The organism is Yinghuangia sp. ASG 101 (genome assembly GCF_021165735.1).
In the GTDB taxonomy this organism is placed as follows: Bacteria; Actinomycetota; Actinomycetes; order Streptomycetales; family Streptomycetaceae; genus Yinghuangia.
The window spans coordinates 3,519,668-3,544,360 of the sequence record NZ_CP088911.1 but is presented as its reverse complement, the minus strand read 5'-3'; the positions used below and the strand labels follow the sequence as shown (position 1 = coordinate 3,544,360).

The 24,693-nt window shown below is 70.8% G+C and carries 25 protein-coding genes and 2 pseudogenes; 13 read left to right on the top strand and 14 right to left on the bottom strand.

The window, feature by feature from the left end; translation table 11 throughout:
- Window positions 1-9: 9 nt before the first annotated feature.
- The gene (locus LO772_RS14935) at window positions 10-783 is read right to left on the bottom strand and encodes a hypothetical protein (RefSeq protein ID WP_231778890.1); all 774 of its coding nucleotides are present in this window, start codon (window positions 781-783) and stop codon (window positions 10-12) included.
- A gap of 151 nt (window positions 784-934) precedes the next feature.
- Between LO772_RS14935 and LO772_RS14930 the strand changes: the two genes are divergently transcribed.
- Window positions 935-1,762, top strand: a complete 828-nt coding sequence (locus LO772_RS14930; protein ID WP_231778889.1) for a helix-turn-helix transcriptional regulator — start codon at window positions 935-937, stop codon at window positions 1,760-1,762.
- Between the two features lie 250 nt (window positions 1,763-2,012).
- Here the strand turns inward: LO772_RS14930 and LO772_RS14925 are convergent, their stop codons facing one another.
- The 6 genes from LO772_RS14925 to LO772_RS14900 all read right to left on the bottom strand — a co-directional run bounded on the left by LO772_RS14925 (window position 2,013) and on the right by LO772_RS14900 (window position 6,085).
- On the bottom strand, window positions 2,013-3,122 hold the full coding sequence (locus LO772_RS14925) for an rRNA adenine N-6-methyltransferase family protein (protein WP_231778888.1): 1,110 nt from the start codon (window positions 3,120-3,122) through the stop codon (window positions 2,013-2,015).
- A complete protein-coding gene (gene tgmB / locus LO772_RS14920) occupies window positions 3,113-4,081 on the bottom strand; it encodes an ATP-grasp ribosomal peptide maturase (RefSeq protein WP_231778887.1) in 969 nt (322 codons plus the stop codon). The genes LO772_RS14925 and tgmB overlap by 10 nt, the downstream gene beginning before the upstream one ends.
- Window positions 4,078-4,377, bottom strand: coding sequence for a putative ATP-grasp-modified RiPP (gene tgmA, locus LO772_RS14915; RefSeq protein WP_231778886.1), 300 nt, complete (start codon window positions 4,375-4,377; stop codon window positions 4,078-4,080). Before tgmA ends, tgmB begins: the two co-directional genes overlap by 4 nt.
- Before the next feature lie 187 nt (window positions 4,378-4,564).
- Window positions 4,565-4,765: a DUF397 domain-containing protein gene (locus LO772_RS14910; RefSeq protein ID WP_231778885.1), complete on the bottom strand. Its 201-nt coding sequence runs from the start codon at window positions 4,763-4,765 to the stop codon at window positions 4,565-4,567.
- 292 nt (window positions 4,766-5,057) lie between these two features.
- Window positions 5,058-5,258 (bottom strand): DUF397 domain-containing protein, encoded by a 201-nt coding sequence (locus LO772_RS14905; RefSeq protein ID WP_231778884.1) that lies wholly within the window; start codon window positions 5,256-5,258, stop codon window positions 5,058-5,060.
- Complete coding sequence (locus LO772_RS14900) at window positions 5,237-6,085, bottom strand: helix-turn-helix domain-containing protein (RefSeq protein ID WP_231778883.1); 849 nt, start codon at window positions 6,083-6,085, stop codon at window positions 5,237-5,239. The genes LO772_RS14905 and LO772_RS14900 overlap by 22 nt, the downstream gene beginning before the upstream one ends.
- Before the next feature lie 73 nt (window positions 6,086-6,158).
- On the opposite strand from LO772_RS14900, the gene LO772_RS14895 reads away from it, so the two are divergent.
- From LO772_RS14895 to LO772_RS14880, 4 genes are all read left to right on the top strand, one after another.
- Complete coding sequence (locus LO772_RS14895) at window positions 6,159-6,422, top strand: hypothetical protein (RefSeq protein WP_231778882.1); 264 nt, start codon at window positions 6,159-6,161, stop codon at window positions 6,420-6,422.
- Window positions 6,419-6,889: a hypothetical protein gene (locus tag LO772_RS14890; protein ID WP_231778881.1), complete on the top strand. Its 471-nt coding sequence runs from the start codon at window positions 6,419-6,421 to the stop codon at window positions 6,887-6,889. Before LO772_RS14895 ends, LO772_RS14890 begins: the two co-directional genes overlap by 4 nt.
- Window positions 6,890-7,502: 613 nt before the next feature.
- Window positions 7,503-8,081: a SigE family RNA polymerase sigma factor gene (locus tag LO772_RS14885; protein WP_269453212.1), complete on the top strand. Its 579-nt coding sequence runs from the start codon at window positions 7,503-7,505 to the stop codon at window positions 8,079-8,081.
- Window positions 8,082-8,133: 52 nt separating this feature from the next.
- Window positions 8,134-9,165, top strand: a complete 1,032-nt coding sequence (locus tag LO772_RS14880; RefSeq protein WP_231779854.1) for a hypothetical protein — start codon at window positions 8,134-8,136, stop codon at window positions 9,163-9,165.
- A gap of 601 nt (window positions 9,166-9,766) precedes the next feature.
- Here LO772_RS14880 and LO772_RS14875 read toward each other — a convergent pair.
- The gene (locus LO772_RS14875; RefSeq protein ID WP_231778880.1) at window positions 9,767-10,276 is read right to left on the bottom strand and encodes a DinB family protein; all 510 of its coding nucleotides are present in this window, start codon (window positions 10,274-10,276) and stop codon (window positions 9,767-9,769) included.
- Window positions 10,277-10,454: 178 nt separating this feature from the next.
- Between LO772_RS14875 and LO772_RS14870 the strand changes: the two are divergent.
- Window positions 10,455-10,716: pseudogene (locus LO772_RS14870) on the top strand (IS110 family transposase); the annotation flags it as partial.
- Window positions 10,717-10,719: 3 nt separating this feature from the next.
- On the opposite strand, the gene LO772_RS14865 reads toward LO772_RS14870, so the two are convergent.
- Window positions 10,720-11,043 (bottom strand): hypothetical protein, encoded by a 324-nt coding sequence (locus tag LO772_RS14865; RefSeq protein WP_231778879.1) that lies wholly within the window; start codon window positions 11,041-11,043, stop codon window positions 10,720-10,722.
- A 213-nt stretch (window positions 11,044-11,256) separates the two neighbouring features.
- Here LO772_RS14865 and LO772_RS14860 point away from each other — a divergent pair, with 213 nt between their 5' ends.
- Window positions 11,257-11,643, top strand: coding sequence for a hypothetical protein (locus LO772_RS14860; RefSeq protein ID WP_231778878.1), 387 nt, complete (start codon window positions 11,257-11,259; stop codon window positions 11,641-11,643).
- A gap of 450 nt (window positions 11,644-12,093) precedes the next feature.
- A complete protein-coding gene (locus LO772_RS14855) occupies window positions 12,094-12,498 on the top strand; it encodes a DUF6193 family natural product biosynthesis protein (protein WP_231778877.1) in 405 nt (134 codons plus the stop codon).
- 195 nt (window positions 12,499-12,693) lie between these two features.
- On the opposite strand, the gene LO772_RS14850 is transcribed toward LO772_RS14855, so the two are convergent.
- The gene (locus tag LO772_RS14850; protein WP_231778876.1) at window positions 12,694-13,575 is read right to left on the bottom strand and encodes a hypothetical protein; all 882 of its coding nucleotides are present in this window, start codon (window positions 13,573-13,575) and stop codon (window positions 12,694-12,696) included.
- A 108-nt stretch (window positions 13,576-13,683) separates the two neighbouring features.
- On the opposite strand from LO772_RS14850, the gene LO772_RS14845 reads away from it, so the two are divergent.
- From LO772_RS14845 to LO772_RS36330, 3 genes and pseudogenes are all read left to right on the top strand, one after another.
- On the top strand, window positions 13,684-13,887 hold the full coding sequence (locus tag LO772_RS14845; RefSeq protein WP_231778875.1) for a DUF4158 domain-containing protein: 204 nt from the start codon (window positions 13,684-13,686) through the stop codon (window positions 13,885-13,887).
- Between the two features lie 22 nt (window positions 13,888-13,909).
- On the top strand, window positions 13,910-14,476 hold the full coding sequence (locus LO772_RS36335; protein WP_443089417.1) for a DUF4158 domain-containing protein: 567 nt from the start codon (window positions 13,910-13,912) through the stop codon (window positions 14,474-14,476).
- A pseudogene (locus LO772_RS36330) lies at window positions 14,383-15,022 on the top strand (Tn3 family transposase). Before LO772_RS36335 ends, LO772_RS36330 begins: the two are co-directional and overlap by 94 nt.
- 906 nt (window positions 15,023-15,928) lie before the next feature.
- Here LO772_RS36330 and LO772_RS14830 read toward each other — a convergent pair.
- The 3 genes from LO772_RS14830 to LO772_RS14815 form a co-directional block, all read right to left on the bottom strand.
- Complete coding sequence (locus LO772_RS14830) at window positions 15,929-16,321, bottom strand: PLD nuclease N-terminal domain-containing protein (protein WP_231778873.1); 393 nt, start codon at window positions 16,319-16,321, stop codon at window positions 15,929-15,931.
- A gap of 98 nt (window positions 16,322-16,419) precedes the next feature.
- Window positions 16,420-17,817 (bottom strand): DUF4139 domain-containing protein, encoded by a 1,398-nt coding sequence (locus LO772_RS14825; protein WP_231779562.1) that lies wholly within the window; start codon window positions 17,815-17,817, stop codon window positions 16,420-16,422.
- A gap of 1,035 nt (window positions 17,818-18,852) precedes the next feature.
- On the bottom strand, window positions 18,853-21,027 hold the full coding sequence (locus LO772_RS14815) for a DUF4139 domain-containing protein (RefSeq protein WP_231778872.1): 2,175 nt from the start codon (window positions 21,025-21,027) through the stop codon (window positions 18,853-18,855).
- A 190-nt stretch (window positions 21,028-21,217) separates the two neighbouring features.
- On the opposite strand from LO772_RS14815, the gene LO772_RS14810 reads away from it, so the two are divergent.
- Both LO772_RS14810 and mqnP read left to right on the top strand, forming a co-directional pair.
- Window positions 21,218-22,669: a menaquinone biosynthesis decarboxylase gene (locus LO772_RS14810; RefSeq protein WP_231778871.1), complete on the top strand. Its 1,452-nt coding sequence runs from the start codon at window positions 21,218-21,220 to the stop codon at window positions 22,667-22,669.
- Window positions 22,666-23,577 (top strand): menaquinone biosynthesis prenyltransferase MqnP, encoded by a 912-nt coding sequence (mqnP, locus tag LO772_RS14805; RefSeq protein ID WP_269453211.1) that lies wholly within the window; start codon window positions 22,666-22,668, stop codon window positions 23,575-23,577. Before LO772_RS14810 ends, mqnP begins: the two co-directional genes overlap by 4 nt.
- Window positions 23,578-23,628: 51 nt before the next feature.
- Here the strand turns inward: mqnP and LO772_RS14800 are convergent, their stop codons facing one another.
- The gene (locus tag LO772_RS14800) at window positions 23,629-24,675 is read right to left on the bottom strand and encodes a hypothetical protein (RefSeq protein ID WP_231778870.1); all 1,047 of its coding nucleotides are present in this window, start codon (window positions 24,673-24,675) and stop codon (window positions 23,629-23,631) included.
- Between the last annotated feature and the right edge of the window lie 18 nt (window positions 24,676-24,693).

The window sequence follows — 24,693 nt, the reverse complement described above, 5'->3', positions numbered from 1 at the left end:
CCCGGATTCTCAGCCTCGGGCCTCGACCAACCCCCGTTGGCCCGTGACGAACTCGCTCCACAGCCCGACCCGCACGTCGCCGCACTCCCGCGCCGCCTCGGCGAAACTGACCGTACGGCCGCCCGCGACGCGCGTGGCCCCCCACGTCAGTTCGAAGCGCCGGGTGCCGACGCGCTCGCCGGGCGGCACCGGGGACGGCGGCAGGATCTCGTCGAGGGCCCACAGGTAGCCGCGCGCGCGATACGGGTCGGTGACGCGCTCCCACGTCAGTTCGAGGATCGTGTTGTTCGCCGGGACCACCACCAGCGCGCCTCGCCCGCCGTGCGCGTGCACGGTGTTGAAGGCGAGCACCGGGGTGCTCCCGTCGGGGTAGGCGTGGCTCGTGCCCGAGCCGACCTGCGACCCCTCGGGACAGGCGCCCACACCGCCGGCCTCGATCGCGGCCCGCGAACAGACCGGGAACGCCTCGGGGTTGAACGACAGGGACCGGTCGAAAAGGAAGACGAAACGCCGCGCCGCGGCCGGAGGACCGGTCGGCTCCGCCCGGCTCGTACGGTCGAACGCCACCAGGACACCGCGCTCGGTGCCGCCGTCCGGCACGGTCCTCGCACCGAGAGTGTCGATGTTGCGCGGCCCCGGGACATCGGGCTCGTACGGCCGTTGCGGACCTCCGGGCGTCGGATCGGGCACCCCGCCCGCCGACGCGGGCCCCGCCGCCACCAGCGTCCACGCCACAGCCAACACCGCGGTCGTCACCGCCAACCGTCGCTTTCCCCTGCGCATGTGCCGCTCCTTCGTCGGTCGTCGCCGGGCCCGTCGTCCCGGCCGCGCTCTCATGCTCACCCCGTCGCGCCGCCGGTCCCGCCGCCCCGCGCAACCCGGGGTCCCGCGTACCCACCCACCCCGGGACCCCTGTCTGCGGAACAATGAACCGGTGCGTGGACACGAGGCTTTGGGCGACTTCCTGCGCTCCCGGCGCGCCCGGATCCGCCCCGAGGAGGTCGGATTCGCCTCGGGGTCCGGTCAGCGCCGGGTCCCCGGGCTGCGCCGCGAGGAGCTGGCACACCTGGCCGGGGTGAGCGTCGACTACTACGTCCGCCTCGAACAGGGGCGCAGCCGGGGCGTCTCCGAGGCGGTGCTCGACGCGGTCGCCGACGCGCTGCGGCTCGACGACGAAGAGCGCGGCCACCTGCGGCGGTTGGCCCGGCCCGACCGCTTCGGATCCGGGCAGCCGAAGGAGCACGGCGAGGTGCGTCCCGGTGTCCGGCGCCTTCTGTCCTGGCTGGCGGCCCCGGCACTCGTGATGGGCCCGAGGATGGACGTCCTGGCCTGGAACCGGCCGGTGTGCGCGCTGATCACCGACTTCGGGCTGCTGCCCGCGCACGAACGCAACCTCGCCCGGCTCCACTTGCTCGACGCGACGATCGGATCGCGGTATCCGGACCGCGAGATGATCGCCAGGGAGGCCGTCGGCCACCTCCGTGCGGCGGCGGGCCACTACCCCGACGATGCCGAGCTGCGCGCGCTGATCGACGAACTCACGCACGCCAGCCCCGAGTTCCGCCGCCACTGGGCACGACACGAGATACGCGTCAAGGCGCACGGCACCAAGCGGATCGACCACCCGGACGTCGGCCCGCTCACCTTGGCCTACGAGATCACGCGGTTCCCCCAGGACGCGGACCTGAGCCTGCTGGTCTACACCGCCGAACCGGGCTCCGCGGAGGAAAGCGCGCTGCGAACGCTCGCCCGTACGGGCTGAGCCCTCACACTCCGACCTCCCGGCGCGCGACGACTCCGGGTGGGCGAACCGCCCGGTTCCTCCGCGCGGTTGGGGTGGGTCGGGACGACGCCGCCGTGTGGCTGCCCTTGCCCCGGGAACCCGGCGATCCGGGAACCCGGCGATCCGGGAACCCGGCGATCCGCGAATCCGGCGATCCGCGGACCCGGCGATCCGGGGAACGGCGGAACCCCGGCCGATCCGCCGGGCTTCCGCCGTCCTCCGGTGTGACTCACGGGAAGTGGATCGTGTGGCCGTCCACGCTCGCCGTCACGAACAGGCGCGTCGTCTCCGGCTCGCCCGCGTCGCGCCACGCCGCGAGGGCCGTCTCGATCGCTCCCCACACGGGGTGGGCCGGGTCCTCGGTGACGCTGAACCCGTGGACCGTCTCGCGGACGACCGCGTACGCGCCGGTGTCCGTGTCGACGAACCAGTCGGCGGGCCCGTCCCCGACGTCGAGCCCCGCCAACCACTGGAGCCCTCCGGCCACGCTCTCCGTCACGAGCCGGGCGGCGTTGTCGTGCAGCGTCTTGGGATCAAGGCTTGTCGGCCGGGTGCGGCCCGTCGACGGGTCGGGGAGCATCAGGTGCGCGGAGGGGGCTTCCTGACGGGCCTGCATGTAGGAGCTTTCGGAGATGAAGCCCCCGACGGCCGTGCCGTCGTCCTGACGCACCAGGCGCACGAGCCCCGACGGCTCCAGGCGGCCGCGGAGGTTCGCCATGATGATGCCGCCGGGCTTCACCTGTTCCAGCCATGCGGGGTAGATCCGGGCCACGCCGAACGTGGCCAGGATGCGGTCGTACGGGCCGCCTGCCGGATACCCGGCGCGGCCGTCGCCCTCGATGATCTCGGGGTGGTGGCCGGCGCCGTAGAGGTGGATCTGCGCGCGGCGAGCGATCGTGGGATCGGTCTCGACGGTGACGACGTTGTCCTCGCCCACGATCCGGCTCAGGAGCGCGGCCTGCCATCCGGTTCCGGCGCCGAGTTCGAGTACGCGGAGACCCGGGCGCAGGTCGGCTTCTTCGAGTGTGAGCGTGACGAGGCTCGGGTCGGACATCGACGACGTGGGCTCGCGTACGATCTCACCGTGGACGTCACGGGGGTTGATCGTCCCGGCGATCTGCGTCACGAGCGGTACACGCGCGTAGCACTGCTCCCTCCAGTCGTCGTCTTCCGGCATCACGGGCCGGAACGCGGTCGGCATGCTGCCGGCGACTGTCATGAAGTACCCGTCGGGCACGAACAGTTCACGGGGAATCGCGCGTACGGCCGCCGCGACGTGTTCGGTAAGCGGGCCGTAATCACGGATCAGGTCGCCGATCATCGCTTCGTTCAGGTCCACGTTGCGAGTTCGCCTTTCTCCAACAGGTCTGCCATGGTCGCGACCATGGGAAGCCCGGTTTCCGGTTCCAGCCATGCGAATTGGCCGGAAGGGTTGCACTCCAGCAGCCACCATTGGTTGTTCGCCGTCACCGCGAAATCGAATGCTCCGTAGACCAGTCGGAAATGCGCGAGGTAGGCGTAGAGGGCCGTGCGGATGTGGTCGGGCGTGTCGACCACCGTGTAGGAGATCGCGGAATAGTCCGTGCGCCAGTCCAAGAGACCGGACGTGATCGCGACCGAATACACCTGCCCACCGATGACGGTGGTCCGCACGTCCCCCACTTTGTCGATGATCTCCTGGAACAGGTTCATCGTGCCGCCGACGGCGTCGTCGATCTCGTCCACGGCGACCGGCGCGACGGACGCCGTGTGCGAGACACCGTCACGCAGGTAGAGAGGCGTGGACAGCGGCTTGTAGAGCACGCGTTCGTGCTCGCGTATGAACCGGCGCGCCCGCTCCGGCTCGTTCGTGACGAGCGTCGGCGGGACGTCGAACCCCGAGGCGAACGCGGCGGCGAGCCCCGCGGGTTTGTACTCGGCGTCCCCGATGCGGTTGGGGTGGTTCACGTAGAGGCACCCCGGTAACGAGGAGACGATGCCGCCCATGCCGTAGCGGGCCTCCGAGACGGCGAACCTCGCGTCCTCCGCGTCCAGGTGCGGAAAGACGAAGCCGGAGGGACGGCGGTAGTACAGCGATCGCACGCGGTCGAGACGGCTTGTCCGCGAGGGAGTTCGTACGCTCCCTTGCCAGCCCTGGGCGTTGCCGAGATAGCCCGACATGGTCAGGGTCGCGGGGAAGTGCCCGCTGTCGAACCGCACCACCGGGACCTCCCGGCGGTGCAGCTCGGCGATCACCAGGTCGGCCGTCGGGTCGTCGTCGTTGGTGACCACCCAGACGGGCCGTTCGAGATCACTCACTGATCGGCGTCATTCCCGGTGTCGCGGTCGGCCGGGGCGCCCGGTCGACTGTCGAGAGCGCCGGTTCCGGTCGCGGGATTCGTTCCGGAACTGGTCCCGTGGGCGGGCATCTCCACGACCGTGTTGGTGTGGTCGAGGTAGCGGCCCAACTGCGTCTCGGCGTCGATCTCGACGCGGGCGTAGACGCTCGGCACGACCGGGTACGGCCGCATGCGCCGAACTCCCCACGGCACGGCCGTGGTGAGCCCGGTCGGCAGGGGGCTGCCGGTGGGGAAGCGGTCGGAATAGTTGAACATGTCCATCCATCCTTTCGGTTTTTCGCCGAGCCCGATCGCTGGGCGATGGGTGAGGTGGGGAGACGGATTCACGTCGCGGACGGGCCGTCGGCGGCCGGCCCGTCCGCCCGGACGGCATCTCGGCGGAGGCCGCGAAAACCGGGAGTGACGAGGGAGTTCGCGGCCTCGCGCGGGCGAGGGCGGCGGGTCAGGCGCGCTTGAGGGCGGTGGTGAGGGAGGCCCAGGTAGCGGGGCTGAGGGTGAGGGCCCCGCGAGCGGGGGTCTTGCTGTCGCGGACGGGGATCAGGTGGGGGATGCCTGCCGCGACCTCGACGCATTCGCCGCCATGCGTGTTGCTGTAGGTCGACGTGCGCCAGGTCGCGGAGTTCAGGGTGAGCGAGGTGTCCATGCTGCGTACTCCTTCGTGGTCGCGTGGATCAGGGGCGTGGATACGTCCTGATTCGGCGCGTTGGAGCCAACGAAATCGTACGGCAATCGGGGACAGGGTAGTTGGGTCGAAGCGGCATCCGGCCGGTGCCATCGCTCGTCGGTAACGGGTAGGGACAGCGAGGGACTTCCTGTCGGGGCACCAGTACACGAGGGGTACGGCGGGACGCGGTTTGGCGCTGGAACGCATCGAGGTCTGCGAACCCACGTGTATGCGCGGGATTTCGCAGACCTCGCTGTTTTGCTTCTGCGATTCAGGCGCTCTTGAGGGCGTGGGTGAGCGCACTCCAGGTGGTCGGGGGCAGGGTGAGCATGCCGCGCGCGACGTCCTTGCTGTCCCGGACGGGGACGCTGCCGGGGGTGCCTTCCGCAACCTCGACACAGTCACCGCCAACGTTGTTGCTGTAGCTGGACTTGCGCCAAGTTGTGGCTCTCAGACGAGACGTTGTCCGCATGCTTCGTACTCCTTGATAGCCGCGTGAATCATGGCTGCCGACGCTTCCTGCGTCAGCGAGCTGGCGCGGACGAGATCGTACGCCAATTCGTACTCCGTGACTGCGGCGATGCTTTCGATGAGTTGTCCAGTGTGACTGCCCTCCAGGTAGGCGGTTTGTGTTCCGTCGTCCTGCGTCAGCAAGGTCAGCGACCCACCCATGATGGCGTGAGCACCATGAGCGAACGGGACCACTTGGAGGATGAGACGGGGGGACTCCCCGATTGTCAACAGGTGGCGCAGCTGTTCGGCCATGGTTGACGGACTGCCCACGGGACGTCGCAGCACAGCTTCGTCCAAGACAGCGAGCAGGTGCGGCGGGTTGTCTCGGGCAAGGATGGCTTGGCGGCTCAAACGGGCTTCGACATCTTCTCTGATCTTCTCGTCCGTTGCAGTGGTCTGACCTGCGCGCAGCGCGGCGAGGGCATATCCGGGCGTCTGGAGCAAGCCCGGGATGGTGGACGAGACGTACTTACGCATCCGGATGGACTTGGACTCGAAGTCCATGTACCGCCGTACGAAATCCGGGAAGACCTCGTTCTTGATCAGCTCGTACATCGCCACGAAGATGCCGTTCGTCCCGAACGCGACGTCCAGCTTCGGCGGCAGGTCCGGCGGGATGGCCCGCTCCGCCGTTTCGAAGCGGGACACATGGACGCGGCTGTAGCCCAGGATGTCGGCGAGGGCCACGAGCGACATGTCGACGAGCTTGCGTTGGCGCCGGATTTCGGCGCCGTAGAGGTGGCGGGGTGACGCGCCGGGCGTCAACTCCCTTTCTTGGAATTGCATTTCGTGCACCTTCCGCCGATACCAAGGCCACACGGCACTGATCCAACACTCCTCAGGCTATGGCCGGAAAGTCATGCTGTCGGCACGGAACGTGAAAACCTATTCGAATGCGCAGGAAGGCGTACCCGGCATGGCGGCGACCCCACAGATTCGGCATTCGATGACGGATGCCGCCCGCACCGCACGGCAACTGGCCGCGGATTTGCACGCGGTCGGAAGGGAACTCCCGGATATCCGCGCGTGCTTGCTCGCCGACGGATCGGCGGGCGTCCACCTGGGCGCCGTCCCGTCCGGCCACGCCGCGCGCTTCGGCGAGCGCTTGCGGGAGGCACTGTGACCGCCGACAACACGCGCGAGCCGGGCTACCGGCCGTTCCTGGCCGACATCCTGGCGACCCCGGACATCATCGTCGACGCCGAGCAGGAGTCGCTGTCCGAACGGCCTTTCACCACACCGCTGCTGGTGCTCATCGCGTGGGGCAGCGACCCCGCGCACGCGACCGTGGCCGCCCGCTTCGGCGCCATCTACGCCGCCGAGCGGGGCTTCAAACTCCGCGATTCCCTGACCAGTTACGGCGGTCCGATGCGCGCCGCGCCGTTGGTCGGCGTCGCGGAGTCCACGTTCTTCCGGCGCGGCGTGACGTACGACCGCGCGTGGTGGCTCGTCTCGCACTCCGCGATCTCGACGCTCACGATGGACAGGGCCCGCGACGCGCTGCGCCGGCAGTGGAACGAGGAAGCCGCCCGCGCGGGGCAGTTCAGGAAATCCGGCGACGACTCGGGCTCGCGCCCCACGTCCGGCTGAGGGCTGCAGCGCCGGGGCAACTCTCCGCCCTGACAGGAGAGTCGCCCCGGCGCGGCACATGCCCGGGGCAGTGCGGGAGCGGTTGCCGGACGCGACGCACCCCCGTCTGATCCGAGGCCAGGGGCTGTGCCTCTCACCGCGTGTGCGCGGGAGCGGCGACCGCGACCGTGACGGCCGTCCCGACGCTCATCTCTGTGCACAGGGCGCTCATGCCCTGTGGATATCCCGCGGACGGTCTTGTCGGGACCGATCGCGAACGGGCCGTCCGGTCACCGGTCGTGCGGCCCGACCCCCGCTCCCGGGCGTCGCCGACACCACCCGCCCGCGGTCACGCCGCCGTTTGCCGCGGCCACGGCCACCGACGGCAATCCACCGGCCCAGGAGACGATTTCGTCCTGGAGTAGGCGGCCGGGCGGGCCGGACTCGCCGTACCCCTTTGAGCGTTCGCCGCGTCTCGCCACTCCGTCGACGACGCTACTCCCGTCGCGCGGCGGAGGATGCGCGTACCCGCCGACGCCCCGCCTCGTACGGAATCGGCCTCACCCGGGCTGTGACGCCGGGGCTTCGTCAGACGTGCACAGGACATCAGCGCTCAAGCAGAGACGGGGCCAGGATGCAGCGAGACGACTTCTCGAAGGAGACGGATGCGGAGCCCGATTCCCTGATCGCCACCGGCGTCGTTTCCCGGCAGGCCGCCGACGCCCGAGGCGAGTTCGACGAGTTCTATGCCGCCACCGCGCGTCGCATGGTGGCGGCCGTGTACGCCCTCAACGGCAATCTCGCGGACGCCGAGGACGCCGTCCACGAGGCGTACGCCCGTGCCTGGGTGCGCTGGGGGCGCCTCAAAGCCGGAGGCGACCCGGCGGGCTGGGTACGGGTCGTGGCCCAGCGGCTGGCCGTGAGTTCGTGGCGCAAGGCACGCAACCGCGTCAGGGCGCACCTGCGCCACGGCTCCCCGGACACGGCGCCCGAACTGGGCCCGGACCACGTGGCGTTGGTCGCGGCGCTGCGCAAACTGCCGAAGGACCAGCGGCGCGCGATCGTGCTCTTCCACCTCTACGACCTGCCGGCCGAGGCCGTCGCGCGGGAACTCCGCTGCTCGGAAGGGGCCGTCCGCACCCGGCTGTACCGGGCCCGCCAGGCCCTCGCCGCGCATTTGGCCGAAAGCCCGGCCGAGTTCGAGCCCGCCTGACCGCGGCCGACCTCCACCCACGACCCGTCAACACGACACGAGGAATACACCCATGACCGACGACATCGGCCGCCGCCTTCGCGGCCTGGTGGACGACATCGAGCCCACCGTGACGATCTCGCCCGCGAACGCCACGCGTCGACGCGGAGACGGCATCCGCGTGCGGCGGCGCGCCGCGACGGGAGTCGCCGTGGCCGCCGCGATCGCCGCGATCACCACCGGCTTCACCGCGCTCGACAACCGGGAGCCGACACCCGCGTCCGCAGCCGCCGCCTCCGGGAACGGGGCCACACCACCGCCGACCGCGTGCCCGCCCCGGCCCGGCGTCCCGGCGTCCGTCCCGCCCTCCCAGGTACCTCCACCCGCGGCGGGGGAGCCCGCCCAAGTGCTCCCCCCCGCACTGGGGTTGCCGACCCTGGTGTCGCCACCGGCGACGGGGGGAGATCCCGTCCAGGTGCCTCCCCCCGCGACGGAAGGGGCGTGCGGCGCGGCCAACGGGACGTACGGACCGCTGTCCCCGCAGGCACTGACCGTCGCCGATCTGCCGGAGACGTCCGCCGGGACATGGCGGCCCAACGACGCCAACCCGGGCTCCTGGACCGGAACCGCCGCGGACATCCCCATCGCCCCCGGCGCGTTCTGCCTGGGCGCGACATGGGTCAGGCCCAACGCACCCTTCGAGGAAGGCACTCCGGACATCGACCCCGCCACGCCGTTGTCGTGGAGTTCCTACACACTCGCGTCGGATGACCAGCCGGCCGTGACCCACGGCGGGCTCAACGAAACCATCGCGACCTTCGCCACCGAGGCGGAAGCCGAGGAGGCCATGGGCCGACTCGTCGACCTCGCGGTGAACTGCGCGGCACGCCAAGGCGGAATGGCGACGGTCACCCCGATCACGGTCTCCCCGACGCTGTCCCTGTGGAAATGGACCGACGGCGACGCCTACACCGGCCACGACGGCATCGCCAGATCCGGCCGCACCATCGTCACCCTCAGCCACCTCCAAACCCCGACCACCCCACCCACCCCCCTAACCCCCACCCTCCTCCAAACAGCCCTAACCCGCGCCACCACCCCCTAGCCCCCACAACCACCCCACAAGCCCCCTCCACCCTTCACCCCCGCCGCCGCACTCACTCACCCACCGCTCCACGGGCGGCCTCGCACCCCGCGAGGCCGCCCGCGTCCTCCGGCACGCCCGCGGCCCCACACCTTCCAGCCCCACCCCCAACCCGCAACGTGTCCTCATCCCCCCGACCCCACCCGCCGCCGCGCTCACTCACCCACCGATCCGCAGGCGCCCTCGCTCCCCGCGAAGCCGCCCGCCTTCCCCCGACACGCCCGCGTCCCGGCGCGCGAGCCAACTCCCACCTCCCCCAACCCGCAACGTGTCTCCACCCCACCAAGGACAGCCGCCCCCCACCCACCCACGCGCGGCGTCGCCTGCATCGTCGCGGGCGTGACCAGCTCGGCATCGGTCGGTCGCGGAGCGTTCCCGATGGCCGGACGCCACGGCACCGGATGCGGTGATCCCCTCAGCGCATCATCGGTCCTCCCACAGCGTGCGGTGGCGGGGGAGTCCGACTCTGTCCTCACACACCGATGTGGGCCTCCCTCCTTCCAGGCGCGTGGGCGCGTCCCCGGAACAGACCAGCACACGGAGATCGGTGACTGCTGCGGACTCAGGCGCCCACGGTCCCGTCGACACCCTCGCGCAGAAGGTCCGCGTGCCCGTTGTGGCGGCCGTACTCCAGGAGCACGTGCAGCATCACCCTCCGCAGCGATACTTCCTCGCTCCATCTCGGCTGATACCCGGCCCGGTCAAGGGACTCGGCCTCCCGCTCGATACGGCGCGAGTTCTCCACTTCGGCCTCCCAGGCCCCGAACGCCTCGTTCCTGGTCGACGTGCTCGCGTCGTACGCCGCCTGGAAGTCGATCTCGTCGGACCAGACCATGGGCACGTCGTTGTCCTCGAACACCCGATGGAACCAAGCACGCTCCACCTCCGCCATGTGCCGGACCAGACCGAGCAGCGAAAGCGTGGACGGCGGCATCGACTGCCGCCGCAGCTCCTCGTCGGTAAGCCCTTCGCACTTCATGGAAAGGGTCTCGCGGTGGTAGTCGAGGTAAGCCCGCAGCATCTCACGTTCGCTTCCCAACCTGGGCGGTCCTGTGCGATTGTCGACGGTCACGGGCTGCACCCCTCATCCGGGCCTGCACTTCCGGGCCAGTATCCACTCCCGTCGACTGTCCCCGGATGACGGTCGTCCACCAGATCCGACTGCCACCACGAGAGTCGCGGGTCACGGGAATCAACATGGCCCATCGGTCACCCGCAGACGCAGCCACCCCTGGGAATCGATCATCTAGGCGGGCCTCGCCCCGGCAACTCGCGGTTGAGGCTTGTCGACCCGAGGCGAGCGATCGTCGCGCCGAGAAAACAAGCAGCTCAAACGGGCTTTCTTCCTCTCGGCGTTCGCGGCCTTGGCCGGTTCGGCGTCCAGGGCCTACACGACGGGGAGTTCGGCCAGGGCAAGCACCACACCCGAGCGCTGTTCTGCCGTGCGAGACGACGGGCGACGTACGGTTCGCGATACTCCGCGACGACACGTCCCACGACTCTCGACCGGCCCGGTCAGGCCGACCCGCCCAGGGCTTGCCGAGCACGCGCCCACAAACGCTCGAACTCCTCGGCCGAGATCCCGGCGGCCCGGGGCTGGGCCTGCCAGCCGTCCAGGCTCCCTTCGGCGAGAACACCGAACTGCCGTTCATAGCGGCCCATCGCCGCCAGATCGGCATGGTCACGCAGGTACAGAACCTCCTCCAGGGACGCAGCCGTCACCGGTTGCGCGTCCGCCTCTCGGACTTCCACCTGACGTGTCGCCCAGCCCTCGTCATCGGCCTCGAAATAGAGCCACAGTTCTTCGTCCTCGTAGAAGGTGCGGAACCACGTCGTCATGCCGCCACTCTCCCTCAGACCCCTGACCAGGCCCTCACCACCCGGACGGCGTCGCCGACCACGACGGCGGCCCCGCTCCCTGCCGAGGGCGGTCGGCCGCGGCGACCTCTCCCGCGGTCGTCCCTCGCCCTCTGCGGCGCCTGCCCGTACCTGGGCCCGTCTGAGTATGTGGACGGGTGTGGCGTTGCGGGGGTGGCCAAGAGACTTGCGGGCATGGCGAATCACGTAGGGGAATGGACGATGGTCGACGGCAACGTGGTCGTCCGGCAGCGGCGTACCGTGGCGAGCCGGTGGCCCGAGGCGTTGGCCGCGTGCCTGCTCTGGCCGGCGACGCTGCTGCTGATGGCTTTCACGGCGGTGCTGGCCGCGCTCTCCGCCGACTCGTGTACGTCCCCGGCGGACGGGCTGATCTGCACCGACCACGGCTACCAGCTGTGCACGTCGCTTCCATGGATCGGTGGGCCCGCACTGGGCGTGGCCGCGACCGCGGCCCTGTTCTTCCGACGCCGCAGGAACCGAGCGATCGGCTTGGCCGTATGGGCGGCGGGCCTGGTAACCCTGTTCCTCACCGCCGCGGTCATCGCCGACTCCCACCCCTGAACCCACGCCACAACGCACCCGTCCACGGCCCGGCCCGGCCATCCCACCCGCCCACGCCTCGCACTTGCTCTCCCGCGGCGGCCCCTCACCCCCGCCCATGCGCCGAACACGAACTTGCCGCCGTACCCGGGCGGTCGGCCGCCGCGGTACGCGGTCCGAGCGCAACGGCCGAGCACTTCGGCCGGGAAGTCCGTCATGAGGTGGGCGATCCCCGCGACGTCGTTCCGGACGTCCAGGACCACCAGCACGTGTCCAGACTGCCCGGCTGGCTTTGCGCGGCGTCCAACGGTCGCTCGACGACCGCGCGGAGCTTGGACCGTCGTCGCCTCGTGTACGTCCTCGTCCGACTCCGGTCGCACCGCGTCCACGGCTACCGTCCACGGGAACCCACCGTGGAAATGGGACAGTTCCGCTTCCGATCTCCGATTCCCGCTCGTAAGGGGCCGAGCCATGCATGACGTAGTCCAGGACCAGTGGCTGCGCCTCCTCGCAAACGCGGGCGACCCGCGGAGGATCGGGCGGTCGATGTTCGTGGTGCCGTGCGCGACGATGCTGCGGACCGCGTACGCGCACCCGCGACTCCAGGTTCTCTTCCCGTGGATGGGGATGGGGGAGCTGCACTTCAGCTGGTGCACCGAACAGCCTTGGACATGGGACATTCCCTACATCGCTCCGACCAGTGACGGCCGGTTCCTCGTAGCGGGACCGTTGCGCTCGCAGATCGTCGGCCACGCCGATTCGGCACATGACGCTGTCGCGATGGTGGTCGACCGCTTGCCACCGGAATGCGGAAAGGCCTTCGTCGGTACGCCCGCGGAGCTTGTTGTGCACGAGCGGAAGGACGAGCGAGGTTGAACGGCAAGGCCAAGCGTTGTGGGTGCGGATGGAGCGCCGTCGTGGCGGCGGCGGTCGCGCGGGGTAGGCAGGCGCGGTGACCGGCGTGCTCTTTCGGCGACGGGTTCGCGTCCGCAGGCGGCCGGGCCGTTCTCGCTGACGCGTGCTCTCTGTCGACGTCGGCTGCGCTTCGGCGGGTGCAAGCCTCAGCCGTGCTCATACGCAGAAGAGCAGAGAGGGCAGAGCCTGGTCGATCCAGTCCCAGAAGGGCTCGCCGGGCGGCTCGGAGGTGCCGTTGATGCTCGACAATGCGACCCGGGGGACGTCGTGGGGATCGCGGTCATCCATGTCGAGGAAGTAGGCCTCAGCGGCGGAGTCGCAGGTGCAGAACTGTATCCAGCGGTCGAACTCGCCGTTCACCGCGCGGACGAAGTCCTCGCCCGGGTCGTAATCGGCGGGGTCTTCTCCTTCGTAGTCCGCGCGGGTCGTGGCACCGAGCGTCGTGGTGAAGTGGTCCAGGCGCAGGTCGAAGTCGAACGATGTGAGGGAGGCGTGGACCGCGGCGAGGTCACGAACGCCGACGGGGAGCGGCTCATCCATGAGCGGGACCACGTCGGTCGGGCCCAGGTGAGTCGGGGCCGTCCCCCACAGCACGGTCAGGGAGTTCGACCCGGTGTACGGTGCCAAGTCCTTCAGATCGCGCGGCAACTCCCCTGCACGATCGGCGAGGTGCAGGTACCCGAGCAAGTACCTGCCCTCCATCGCGACGAGCGCCAGGCCCAGCACTTCCGCGCGCAGCGCCGTGAGGAAACCCGAGCAATTCCCGGCGACCGGTGCCCAGATGTGTTCCAGGGCGTCGGCGAGGCCCGCGCTGGCCGGTATGCGCCATGGAGAGTCGGCCGCCAAAGGGACGCCGCCGTCGCCGCCAAGCAGCACAAGCCCCCGAAGTTCGGCCGTCTCCGCCGTCTGAAGAGACCCGGACCATTCGTGCCCCAGCAGCGCAAGTCGGGTGTCGTGCCGCAGCAACTGTTCGACGCCGACACGGTCGCCGTCGGCCAGCATTGTCCGCCACGCGTGGTTGGTCTCCTTGATGTCCATGATCGCGACCCTAACCGCCGACGCGGACACTTCCCGCCGCATCTCCGTGGGGTCCGGTCTTAGGGTGACCGCCATTGATCACGTACGGCGCACCGCGGGGGAGCCACGATGCCGGTCATGTTCCTGACCGAGGGGCAGCGCAGCAGCTATGGGACGTTCACCGCGGTGCCCGACGACGCGCAGCTGGCCGGGTACTTCCTGCTCGACCGCGACGCACGACGCCGCGCGATGGCGTGTCGCGGCGCGCGGTCGCAGCTCGGCTACGCCGTCCAACTCGGCACCGTGCGCTTCCTCGGCACCCTTTCTCGATGACCCCGAGCACGTCCCGCCCGCCGTGGTCGAGTACGTCGCCGAGCAGCTCGGGCTCGCCCCCGCCGCGCTGGCCGGGTACGGGACGGAGCGGACCCGGTGCGACCACCAGCAGGCGATCAAAGACGGCTACCGCTACCAGGACTTGGCCGGGCCGGCGTGGTGGAAGTTGTCGCGGTGGCTGTGGGACCGCGCGTGGTCCGGGAACGAGCGGCCCATCGCGCTGTTCGACCTTGCCACGCTGTACCTGGTCGAGAACAAGGTGCTGCTGCCCGGCGCGACCGTGCTGGAGCGGCTGTCTCCTCCATCCGCGAACGCACCGCACGCCGCACCTGGCGCGTCGTCGCCGCATCTCCGGCCCATGCCGAACGCGCCGAACTGGAGGCGCTGCTGCGGGTCGAAGGGCGCCGCCGCATCTCGAAGCCGGACCGGCTGCGGCATTCCCCGCGCGAGGTCTCCGGCCCCGGGGTCGGCAAGGCGCTCGACCGCTACCTCGAACTGCACGCCCTCGGCGCCCACGGGTGGAACCTCACGGCGATACCCGCCGGCCGCCTGCACCAGCTCGCCCGCCTCCGGCTCTCCACAATCCTGAACCACTGGGACGACCTGCTCCGCCTGGCCGGGTCACTGCGCGAAGGCACCGTCCGCGCCTCCGAGATCCTCCCCGTCCTCGCCGGCAGCGGACGCCCCAGCCCACTCGGCCGCGCCGTCATCCAGCTCGGACGCCTCGCGGTCCGCCTTCCTCGCGCGGTACCACCACAGCGAACTGTTCCGCCGGAAGATCAACACGCAGCTCAACCGGCAGGAGTCCCGCCACGAACTCGCCCGCCGCATCTTCTACGGGCAGAAGGGCGAACTCCGCCAGAAGCACACCGAAGGCCGGGAAGACCAACTCGGCACCCTCGGCCTCGTCCTCAACGCCTGCGTGCTGTGGAACTCGGTCTACATCCAAGAAGCCGTCGACCAACTGCGCCCCCAGGGCCGCCACATCGCCGACGCCGATCTCGCGCGCCTTTCCCCGCTTGGGCACGACCACATCCGGATGATCGGCCGCTACCACTTCGCCCTCCCGGCCGACCTCGCCGCCGGACGCCTGAGACGGCTGCGCAGCGAACGCAGCGAGACACCGGTCAACTGACCGATCCGTCGCCGTCCTTCGGACGCGGCTCTGTGAGCAGGCGCCGGACCTGCTCGTGCGATACCCCGCAACTCCTCCACCAGCCGCAACCGGACCGCAGGCGCGAGCTCTTCGAGCTCCGCACAGAACCGCACCACATCCGACCGCAGGAACCCCACCGGGGATCGCCGATCTCGTCCATCCGGCCGAGGGAACACGCCTCCCACAGCGGGTGTCAACTCATGTGACACCAAACTGCAGTCTCTGTTCCGTTCCTACTCGACCCCCAGACTCACCGTTCGGGTACTCCCGAGGGCCCGTTCCCTCACACCGGGTCAGCCCCGGGAACGGTCCCGACTGGGGCCGTCGCGCTCCGGGCCCCGTGTCTGCGGGGACGGTTCGTTCATCGCGGCGTGGGCGCGTGCTACGGCTTCTCGGGCTCTGTCCCGGCGCGTTGCCGGGCTGGGCGGGTCCAGTCGCGGGAAGGAGAGGCCGACGGCGTCGGCGAGGTCAATCTCCGCTTCTCGCTGCTTGGTGCGTTGCTCGTGGCTCTCAGCCATGGTCGAGTCCTTGGGTCGGATGCGCGGTCATTCCCATGCCAGCAGTCGGCCGTCGCCAGGACAACCCCCGCGGACAGGTCAACCGCGTCACGCGCACGATCGCGACGGCATCCGGTCGCCGGACACCCCGGGGTTGCCCCACCGGTGTCGTTCGCCCCACCCCGTACGAACACTGCCCGCCGGGCGGCCGTGCGGACAAGACCGTGGCGGGGCTCCTTGGCCAAGCTCACACACGGTCACGAACGCCCGTCCGGTCGCGTGCGATGACCCCTCCCACCAGGCCGACAAATCCGCTAAAGGACAGCCAGTCGGCGTCGGTCAGTCCGTGAGTCAGACCCGGCGGAGGAGCCACCACACATCCTCACTGTCAGTCCTTCTTGCGGCCGTCGCCGCCGTCCGGGTCGTCGCCTCGGAGTTCGTCGTCGGCGCGTTTGAGTTCTTCCTCCCACTCTTTGAGCAGGTCCTCGTGCTCGCGGTTGTTCTTGTTGAGCGAGGCCAGGAACTCGGGGTTGTCGTCGGGGGCGATGTGGACCGTGCGGGGCCGGCCGAAGGCGTTGGTCGTGGTCGGGTCGCGCCGAGGGCGACCGGCGATGAACCAGGCGACGGGCCCGAGGAACACGGCCGGCCACAACAGCAGCAGGATGAAGACCCACGCCAGCTTCGGCAGGTTGCGCACGTCTTTTTCGTCGGTGGTCAGGCAGTCGATGAACGCGTAGACCCCGACGCCGAACATCAGCAGGAACGGCAGGATCCGCAGCATGTGAGTCGACTCCCGGTTTGTGGTGGTGTCCTCTCAGCGTAATGCGTCGTCTTCGACCCCGAGACCGCCTGATATGGCGGTCTCGGGGCCCAATGGGTTCAGAGCCCCGCGACCTTGCCCGACGCGGACAACTCGTAGACGAGGGTGACCGCCTTGCGCTCGCCCGGTGCCAGGTTCAGGTCGTAGCGCACGATGCCCTCGGCGTCGGCCTCGGCCGGGGCGGGGGCACACGCGTCCGGTTTCAGGGCGACCTCGACCGCCGAGACCTCCGACACCGGGATCCGCTCGCGCAGCACCACCGGGAGCGGGCCGCCGTCGCCGGCCAGGTGGGAGACGAACACACGTACGGTCCGCGTGATCGTCGTCCGACCGGTCACGGCCTTGGTGGTTTTCTCCTCCGACGTGTGCCGGACGACGCGGAACGTGTCCTCACTCCCGAACGACAGCCGCAACTCCTCGCCCTGCCCCGCGAACTTGAGTTGCCCCCGCCCGACGAATCCGCTCGCCCTGACCAGGTCCACCGGCCCGGCCAGCAACACGTGACCGGCTTCGTTGGCGACGTGTGCCACCCGCGTGACCAGCGAGGACAGCTCCGGAGTCGCCGCGAGCTCGGTACGCGCGGCGGTCGTGAACGCGGTCAGGTGCACGCGGTGCGCGCGCCCGTCGGAGGGCACCGTGGCCGGTGTCGGCGCCGTCAGGACCCGCACCTCCCCGCCGTCGTCCACACCCGGCAGTTCCGCCGCGCTCGCCGCGACCGCGCCCACCTTGCCGATGTCCTCCTCGCGCAGGTCCACCTCGACCGTGCGCTTCTCCTCGTCGCTCTTGTCGCGCAGGCGCAGCTCATCCGCGACGAGCGACGGCGGGCGGGCCGCGAGTGTCGGCCGCGCGGTCGACATCGACAGGCGTACGCCCGTCCAGTCCTCCCCGGTGCGCTGCCACACCACGGCATCGGACTCAAGCGTCAGCGACGCCCCGTCCGGTGCCAGCGTCGCGCGGTACGCGGGCCGCCACAGCGCGCACGGCACCACATGCACGATGCGCAGCTCGACGGGCCCGGCGCGCTCCGCCTCGATGACGACCTCCACCGTCGCGCGCAGCTCGGCAGGGTTCTCCTCGGTGGCGGTGAGCGAGGCCCTGGCGTCCCGCAGCCGCGTCGACACGCGGGCCAGCTCGTCGTTGATCCCGAACAGCTCGTCCTGGCGCTGCTCCTCGGCGGCGTCCACGGCCTCCAGTCGGCCCGCCCAGTCGACCGTGTCGAACCGGACCGCCGTCGAGTCGCGCTCGATACCCGCGAACTCGCCCAGCGCACGGTGTAGTTCCTCGCGGGCCTGGCGCACGACGTCGAGCGCGGCCTCGGTCCGGTGCCGCCGCAGCGACAGCTCGGCCTCGTCACGTTCGAGGTCGTGCACGAGCATGCGCAGTTTGGACGCGTCGGCCCCGGGGCGCGGCGGCGGCACGACGGCCTCGCGCAACACACGCGCGTCAACAACCGTCACGACACCAACACCGCCAAGCCCATCACCCCCACCGGCCCCGACGCCACCTTCACTCCCCACTCCCGCCCCGGCTCCGCCCTCGGTCCCGGCATCGGTGCCGGCATCGGTGCCGGTCCCGTCTCCGGTGTCGTCCCCGGCTCCTCCGGTCCCAGCCTCGGCTGCGGTCCCGGTCCCGGTCCCGCTTCCGGCCTCGGCCCCGGTGTCTGCGTCGGCTGCGGTCCGAGTCCCGGCGTCGGTCCCGGCGTCGGCCCCGGTCCTGGCGTCGGTCCCGGTCCTGGCCCCTGTCCCGCTCGCGGCCTCGGCCCCAACCGCAGTCTCGGCGCCGGAACCGGGTCCGCCGTCAGCTCGGGGGCCGGCCTCGCCTTCGGTGCGGGTTTCGTCGCCCGCTCCTGCGTCGGTTCTGGTTCCCGCCTCAGCTGCGGCGTCGCCGGTCCTCGCCCCGGCCCCGGCGCCAGCCGAAGTCTCGGCTCCGGCTCCGGCCCCGGCCCCGGTGCCGGCCCCGGCCGCAGCCTCATCCCCGGCTCCGCCGTCGGCTTCAGTCCCGCTCTCGGCTCCGGCGCTGTTCCCGGCAGCCGCAGCGGCGCCCCCCGCTACAGCGTCGGTCCCCGTCCCAGTCCCAGCCCCATCACCTGCCGCGTCCCGTTCGGCCGCGTGGCCCGTCGCATGTGCCGCCGCCTCTGCGTCGGCGACCGGTATCGCGATCGCCACCGCGTCCGCGCGGAGCGACCTGTCCACCGCGAGCGGTGTGATCGGGCCGATGCGCAGGCGTTGCACGCCTGCCGCCACGTGTACGACGCCCGACCGCTCAACTTGCGCGCGGTCTTCGAGGCACGTCACCGCCGTGATCGGCAGGACCACGAACTCCTCGGCGGGCGTGCTCTCCTGAGCGGTCGTCGGTTCGGTCACGCCGGGCACACCACTCACACCAGTCACATCAGACATGTCATTCGGGCCAGTCGCGTCATGGGGGCCGGTCACGTCGTTCTTGTCAGTCACGTCCGCCACACCAGTCGTGTCCGTCACGTCAGCCATGGCTCAGGCCCTCCGGTTCCCGCCGATGACGGCCTTGCCGCCGGGGATGCGGATCTCGTACCGCCCGACGAGCGTGCGCGTCGAGTTGGCCGGCAGGCGCAGCCGCCACACGCGGGCGCCGCGCACGACGCGTCCGTCGCGCGGTGCTTCGTCGGTCTCCCACGCGGGATCGGCTTTGTGTTCGTCGATCCGCACGTCTTTCTCGTCGCTGACCGGTATGCGCTCACGCACCTCGACCGCGATCTCGCGGCCGAGGTGGTTCGCGACGTCGATCTCGACGCGGTGGTCGAGGACCGTAGTCTGGCCGCGCAGGCCCGCCGTCGACTCGCGCATGTGCGTGCGCCGCGCGACCTGCACGCTCTCGACGACGCCGACGCCGACACGCTGCCGTTGGCCCGGTGCGAGCGTCGGCAGCGGCACCGTCATCACGAACTCGCCGCCCACACTGACGTCGGCGGGCCCCGCGAGCAGCGCATAGGGCGACGCGTTGGTCACGTGCACCGTGCCGAACACCGCCTCGTCCACACTCGGCACGCACACGAACTCCGGCTCCAGACCCACGTCGACGGAGCACACCGGCACGGTGTGCCAGCCGCCGTCCGCCTCCACGTCGGCGGGTGCCGCGACGTCGAACCGGTAGTCGTACGACCCCGCCGACTCGCGCACGTGCGCCGCGTGCGCGGGAAGCGGGAGCCTGCCGACCTCCTCGGCGCGCTGCCGGTACGTCTGCGCGAGAGGGCTCTCGCCGCCGCCCGCACGCAGGCGCCCACGGCTCGCGGCGACCTCGGGGCCGTCCAGGACCAGCCCGGCGTAGTCGAGCAACTGGTCGCCGAGAGACGGCTGTTCCGGTTCAGGAGCGCCCCCGGCCGATACGGGCGCCGGGGTCGCCTGGGGGGTCGGTGCCCCGCCATACCCCGCACCGTCGGCGCTACGCCGCCCGCCGGGACGCGACCTCGCCCGCGCCATCCGGGGCAGCGGCGCGGCGGCGCCGGAGGGCGCGCTCGGGCCCGCTGGGGGCGCCGAACCGGCGACGAGGGGCGCCGGCGGCACCGGCATCCGCAACTCGGGCCCGCCCCGGTACTGTTCGTCGCCCATCCAGTCCACGTCGACGGGCGTCGCGTCCTCCTCGAAGACGGCCTCGGCCGCCACCATCGCCGCGGGCGGCGGCGGGACCGCGGCCCGCACCCGGCGCCGCAGGTCGTCGCGCTTGACCACCCCGGCGTCGTAGTCGCCGAACAACTCCGCGAGCCCGGACGGTGGTTCGCGCCACCCGGAGGCCGAGGGCGCGGACTGTCGGCGGCCGATCCGCAGCGACCGCAGCTCCGGCAGATCGGTGCGCCGCTCCAGGTCGGCCGTCGACAGCCCGAGCCGCACGCCCGCCCAGTCCTCCCCGGTGCGCTGCGCGACGGCGGCGCGCATCACCAGCGTGCCGCCCGCCATCGCGCCGTCGAGTCGCAGTTGGTACTGCGGCACCCACCGCGCGCTCGGCACCTGGTAATCCAGGTCGAGGACCACGTGGGTCGGCTCGGCGGGCGCGCCGCCGGGCAGGTCGAGCGTCAGGACGGCGACGCCGGTCGTCGGGGTCTCCTTCGGCTGCAGCGAACTCGACGCTTCGTTCAGCCGGTTGCGCGCGACCTCGGCGTCGTGGACGGCCAGGTCGATCTCGTCGTCCAGGGCACGGAGACGCGTGTGCAGCACGACCAGGCGCTCGGCGATGAAATCGGCCAGGGCGAGGACCGGTTCGACGGCGGCCGGACGCGGATAGGGGTCGTCGCGGCGCGGTTTGGCGGGCACCGCGCGCAGCTTCGCGGTCGTGTCGATCTGCAGGCTCAGGCGCTGCCGCCGCACCCGTAGCCGGTTGACCGCCGCGTCCGCGTCGCGGACGGCGCGCAGCAGCTCGGGCCCGCCCTCGGGCTCGACGACGGCCGCTTCCAGTTGCGGGCGCACATCGGCGACCCGCAACCCCTCCGGCCCGGTCACGACCGAGCCGCGCAGCGACCGCACGTACGCGGACAGCGGCACGTCGCCGATCCGCACCCGCAGTTCGCCGCGGTGCCCGGCGGGCAGGGCGAGGGTCGCCCGGCGCGTGCACACCGCGCCTCGTGCGTACACGACGACGGTGTGCAGCACGGAGCCCAACGTCCGTGCGGCGCCGTCGGGTTCGACCGCGACAGCCATGTGCATTCTCCCCGGGTGACAAGAGTGGAAGCCGAGAGGCATTCGGGTGATACGCAGTGCGCCACTCAAGGTAGAGGAGCGGCGACCTCACCGTGCGGTTTCGAAGCCCCGCCTGTGGACAACCCGCCGCCCTGTGGACAACGCCCGGGTCGTGCGCTGCGCCGGGTGGCCGTGGCTGATACTGGTCCGCATGGCATACCCGACCCTGCGCGCGCTCCTCAAAGCCCTGGAGAAGGACGGCGACCTGCGGCGCATCCGCGTCGAGGTGGACCCGTTCCTGGAGGTCGGCGAGATCACCGACCGCGTCAACAAGGCCGGCGGCCCGGCGCTGTTGTTCGAGAACGTGCGCGGCAGTTCGATGCCCCTGGCGATGAACGTGTTCGGCACCGACCGCCGCATGCTCAAGGCCCTGGGCCTGAAGTCGTACGCCGAGATCGGCGACAAGATCGGCGCGCTGCTCAAGCCCGAGCTGCCGCAGGGGTTCTCCGGCCTGCGCGAGGCGTTCGGCAAGCTGGGGTCGGTCGCGCACATCCCGCCGAAGAAGGTCGCCAGCGCGCCGTGCCAGGAGGTGGTGCTCAAGGGCGACGAGGTCGACCTCGGCACGATCCCCGCACTGCACACGTGGCCGGACGACGGCGGCGCGTTCTTCAACCTCGGGCTGACCCACACCAAAGACCCCGACACCGGCGTGCGCAACCTCGGCCTGTACCGGCTCCAGCGGCACGACGCGCGCACGATCGGCATGCACTGGCAGATCCACAAAGACTCGCGCAACCACTACCAGGTCGCCGCGCGGCGCGGTGAGCGGCTGCCGGTGGCGATCGCGTTCGGCTGCCCGCCGGCGGTGACGTACGCGGCGTCCGCGCCGCTGCCCGGCGACATCGACGAGTATTTGTTCGCCGGTTTCGTGCAGGGCAAGCGCGTCGAGATGGTCGACTGCCAGACCGTTCCGCTCCAGGTTCCGGCCGAGTGCGAGGTCGTCCTCGAAGGGTGGCTGGAGCCCGGGGTGATGCGCGACGAGGGCCCGTTCGGCGACCACACCGGGTTCTACACGCCGATGGAGCCGTTCCCGGCGCTGACGATCGACTGCGTGACGATGCGCGAAGACCCGGTGCTGCAGTCCATCGTGGTCGGACGCCCCCCGACCGAGGACGGGCCGCTCGGCAAGGCGACCGAGCGCTTCTTCCTGCCGCTGCTGCGCATCATCATCCCCGACATCGTCGACTACGACCTGCCCGAGGCCGGCGGGTTCCACAACTGCGCGATCGTGTCGATCGACAAGAAGTATCCGAAGCACGCCCAGAAGGTCATGCACGCGATTTGGGGCGCGCACATGATGTCGCTGACCAAGCTGATCGTGGTGGTGGACGCCGACTGCGACGTGCACGACTACCAGGAGGTCGCGTGGCGCGCGTTCGGCAATGTCGACTACGCGCGTGACCTGAGCGTGGTGGAGGGCCCGGTCGACCACCTGGACCACGCGTCGTACCAGCAGTTCTGGGGGGGCAAGGCGGGCATCGACGCGACGCGCAAGCTGCCCGAGGAGGGGTACACCCGCGACGGGGGATGGCCGGAGATGGTCGCGTCCGACCCCGCGACGGCGGCACGCGTGACGCAGCGTTGGAAGGAATACGGACTTTGAGCTCAGCCGCTTTTCCCGCGTCCGGTGACTCCACCGACGGCAAGGTCCGGGCCTTCCTGCGCCTGGTGATGATCGAACACTCGGTCTTCGCCCTGCCGTTCGCCTACATCGCCGCCTTCACCGCGATGTTCGAGGCCAACGAGCACCTGCATTACTGGGAGTTGTTCCTGGTGACCGTCGCGATGGTCGGCCTGCGCACCTTCGCGATGGCGTGCAACCGCATCATCGACCGCGAGATAGACGCCCGGAACCCGCGCACGGCCACGCGCGAACTGGTCACCGGCAAGCTGTCCGTACGCACCGCGTGGATCGGCGCGTTCGTCGCGCTCCTCTTCTACATGGTCGCGGCGGCGCTCCTGAACCCGCTGTGCCTCGCGCTCGCGCCGCTCGCCGTCGTGCCGATGGTCGTCTATCCGTACGGCAAGCGCTTCACCAACGTGCCGCACGCGATTCTCGGCTTCGCCCAGGCCATCGGCCCGATCGGCGCGTGGCTCGCGGTGACCGGGTCGTGGTCGTGGGAAGCCGTGGTGCTGGGCCTGGCGGTCGGCACGTGGATCGGCGGTTTCGACCTCATCTTCGGGTGCCAGGACGTCGCCGCCGACCGCGCGCACGGCGTCAAGAGCGTGCCGGCGCGCTGGGGCATCGCCAACGCGTTGTACGCCTCGCGCGTCACGCACGTGGTCACGACGATCCTGTTCATCTGGTTCGGCGCGCTCACGGGCGCCGGATTCTTCTGGTGGCTCGGCCTGATGATCGTCGCGGCGGCGTTCGTGTACGAGCATTCGCTCGTCAGGCCGGACGACCTCTCCAAACTCAACCGGGCGTTCTTCACGACCAACGGATTCATCGGCATCGCGCTGTTCGTGTGCGCACTGCTGGACCTGGTGGTGCGCGGCCTGCGCCCCTGACCCCGGGCCGCCCGCCGCGCCGACCGGGCCGCCCGCGCCGCAAGACCCGGCCTAGGCGGTCACGCCGCCGCCGCCGTCGTACGGCGCGTCCGAGCGGTCCCACGGCTCGTCCCGGCCGAACATGCCCTCGAACGCCTCGTCCAGGTCCACGCTGTCCTCGTCCTTCGGCGCGGTGACGGTCCGGCCGTCGTCGACGCCGAAGTAGCGCGTGTCGATCGTCGCGTCGATACGGCCGTCGTTGTCCTCGTCGGAGGTGAGGCGGACGGGCAGCGGCGTGCCGTGGGCGGGGAGGTACATGGTCGAGATCGACGTCGTGCCGTCGTCGCGGGCGGTGGCGATGAGCGGGATGACCTCGATGCCGCCGATCTTCGTCGGTTCGCCGAGACTCAGCGCGATAGCGCCCGAGTCCGCCCCCGAGTCGTCGTCGGAATCGCCGTAGTCGTCCGTGCCGTCGTCGCCGTAGTCGTCGTAGTCGTCATCGTCGCCGGAATCGGAGTCCGGATCGGAGTGCGGATCGGAGCCGGAGCCGCCGGAGTCGCCGCTCTCGAACGGCCCTTCGTCGAGGAACCCGTCGAACACCAGGAAGCCGCTGTCGTCGGGCCCCTTGTCGTCCCGCAGGTATTTGCCCTCCATCAGCTTCATGAACTCGGCCATGCCCTCGGAGGGTTCGTCGGTGTCGGCGTCGAACCCCGGCGCCTTGCCCAGCACCTCGAACAGCGCCTTGTACAGGCCCGGCTCGGCCCGCGTGTACGTGTGGTCGCCCACGACGAGCACGTGCATGCCGCGGCCCTTCACCCGGACGTGCGATTCGCTGTCGCCCCTCGCGGTGATCAGGGTGTCGCCGGATATCCGTTCGCCGTAAACCGTGCCGCTGAACTCGCCGCGCACGCCCCGCGCCTCGCGGTTCGCGGTGGCGGCGCGTTCCGCGAGCGCCTGGGCGGTGATGCCGGTGTTCGGCGTACCGCTGTTGCCGACCGGGGAGTCCGAGGCCGTTTTCGCGTGGCCGGCCCAGCCGTGTCCTATGCCGCCGCACGCGGTCGCGAGGAACGCGAGGGGGAGCAGGGGGACGAGAGCGGCGGAGCGGCGGCGCGGTGGCAAAGGTTTCCTCCGGAGCGT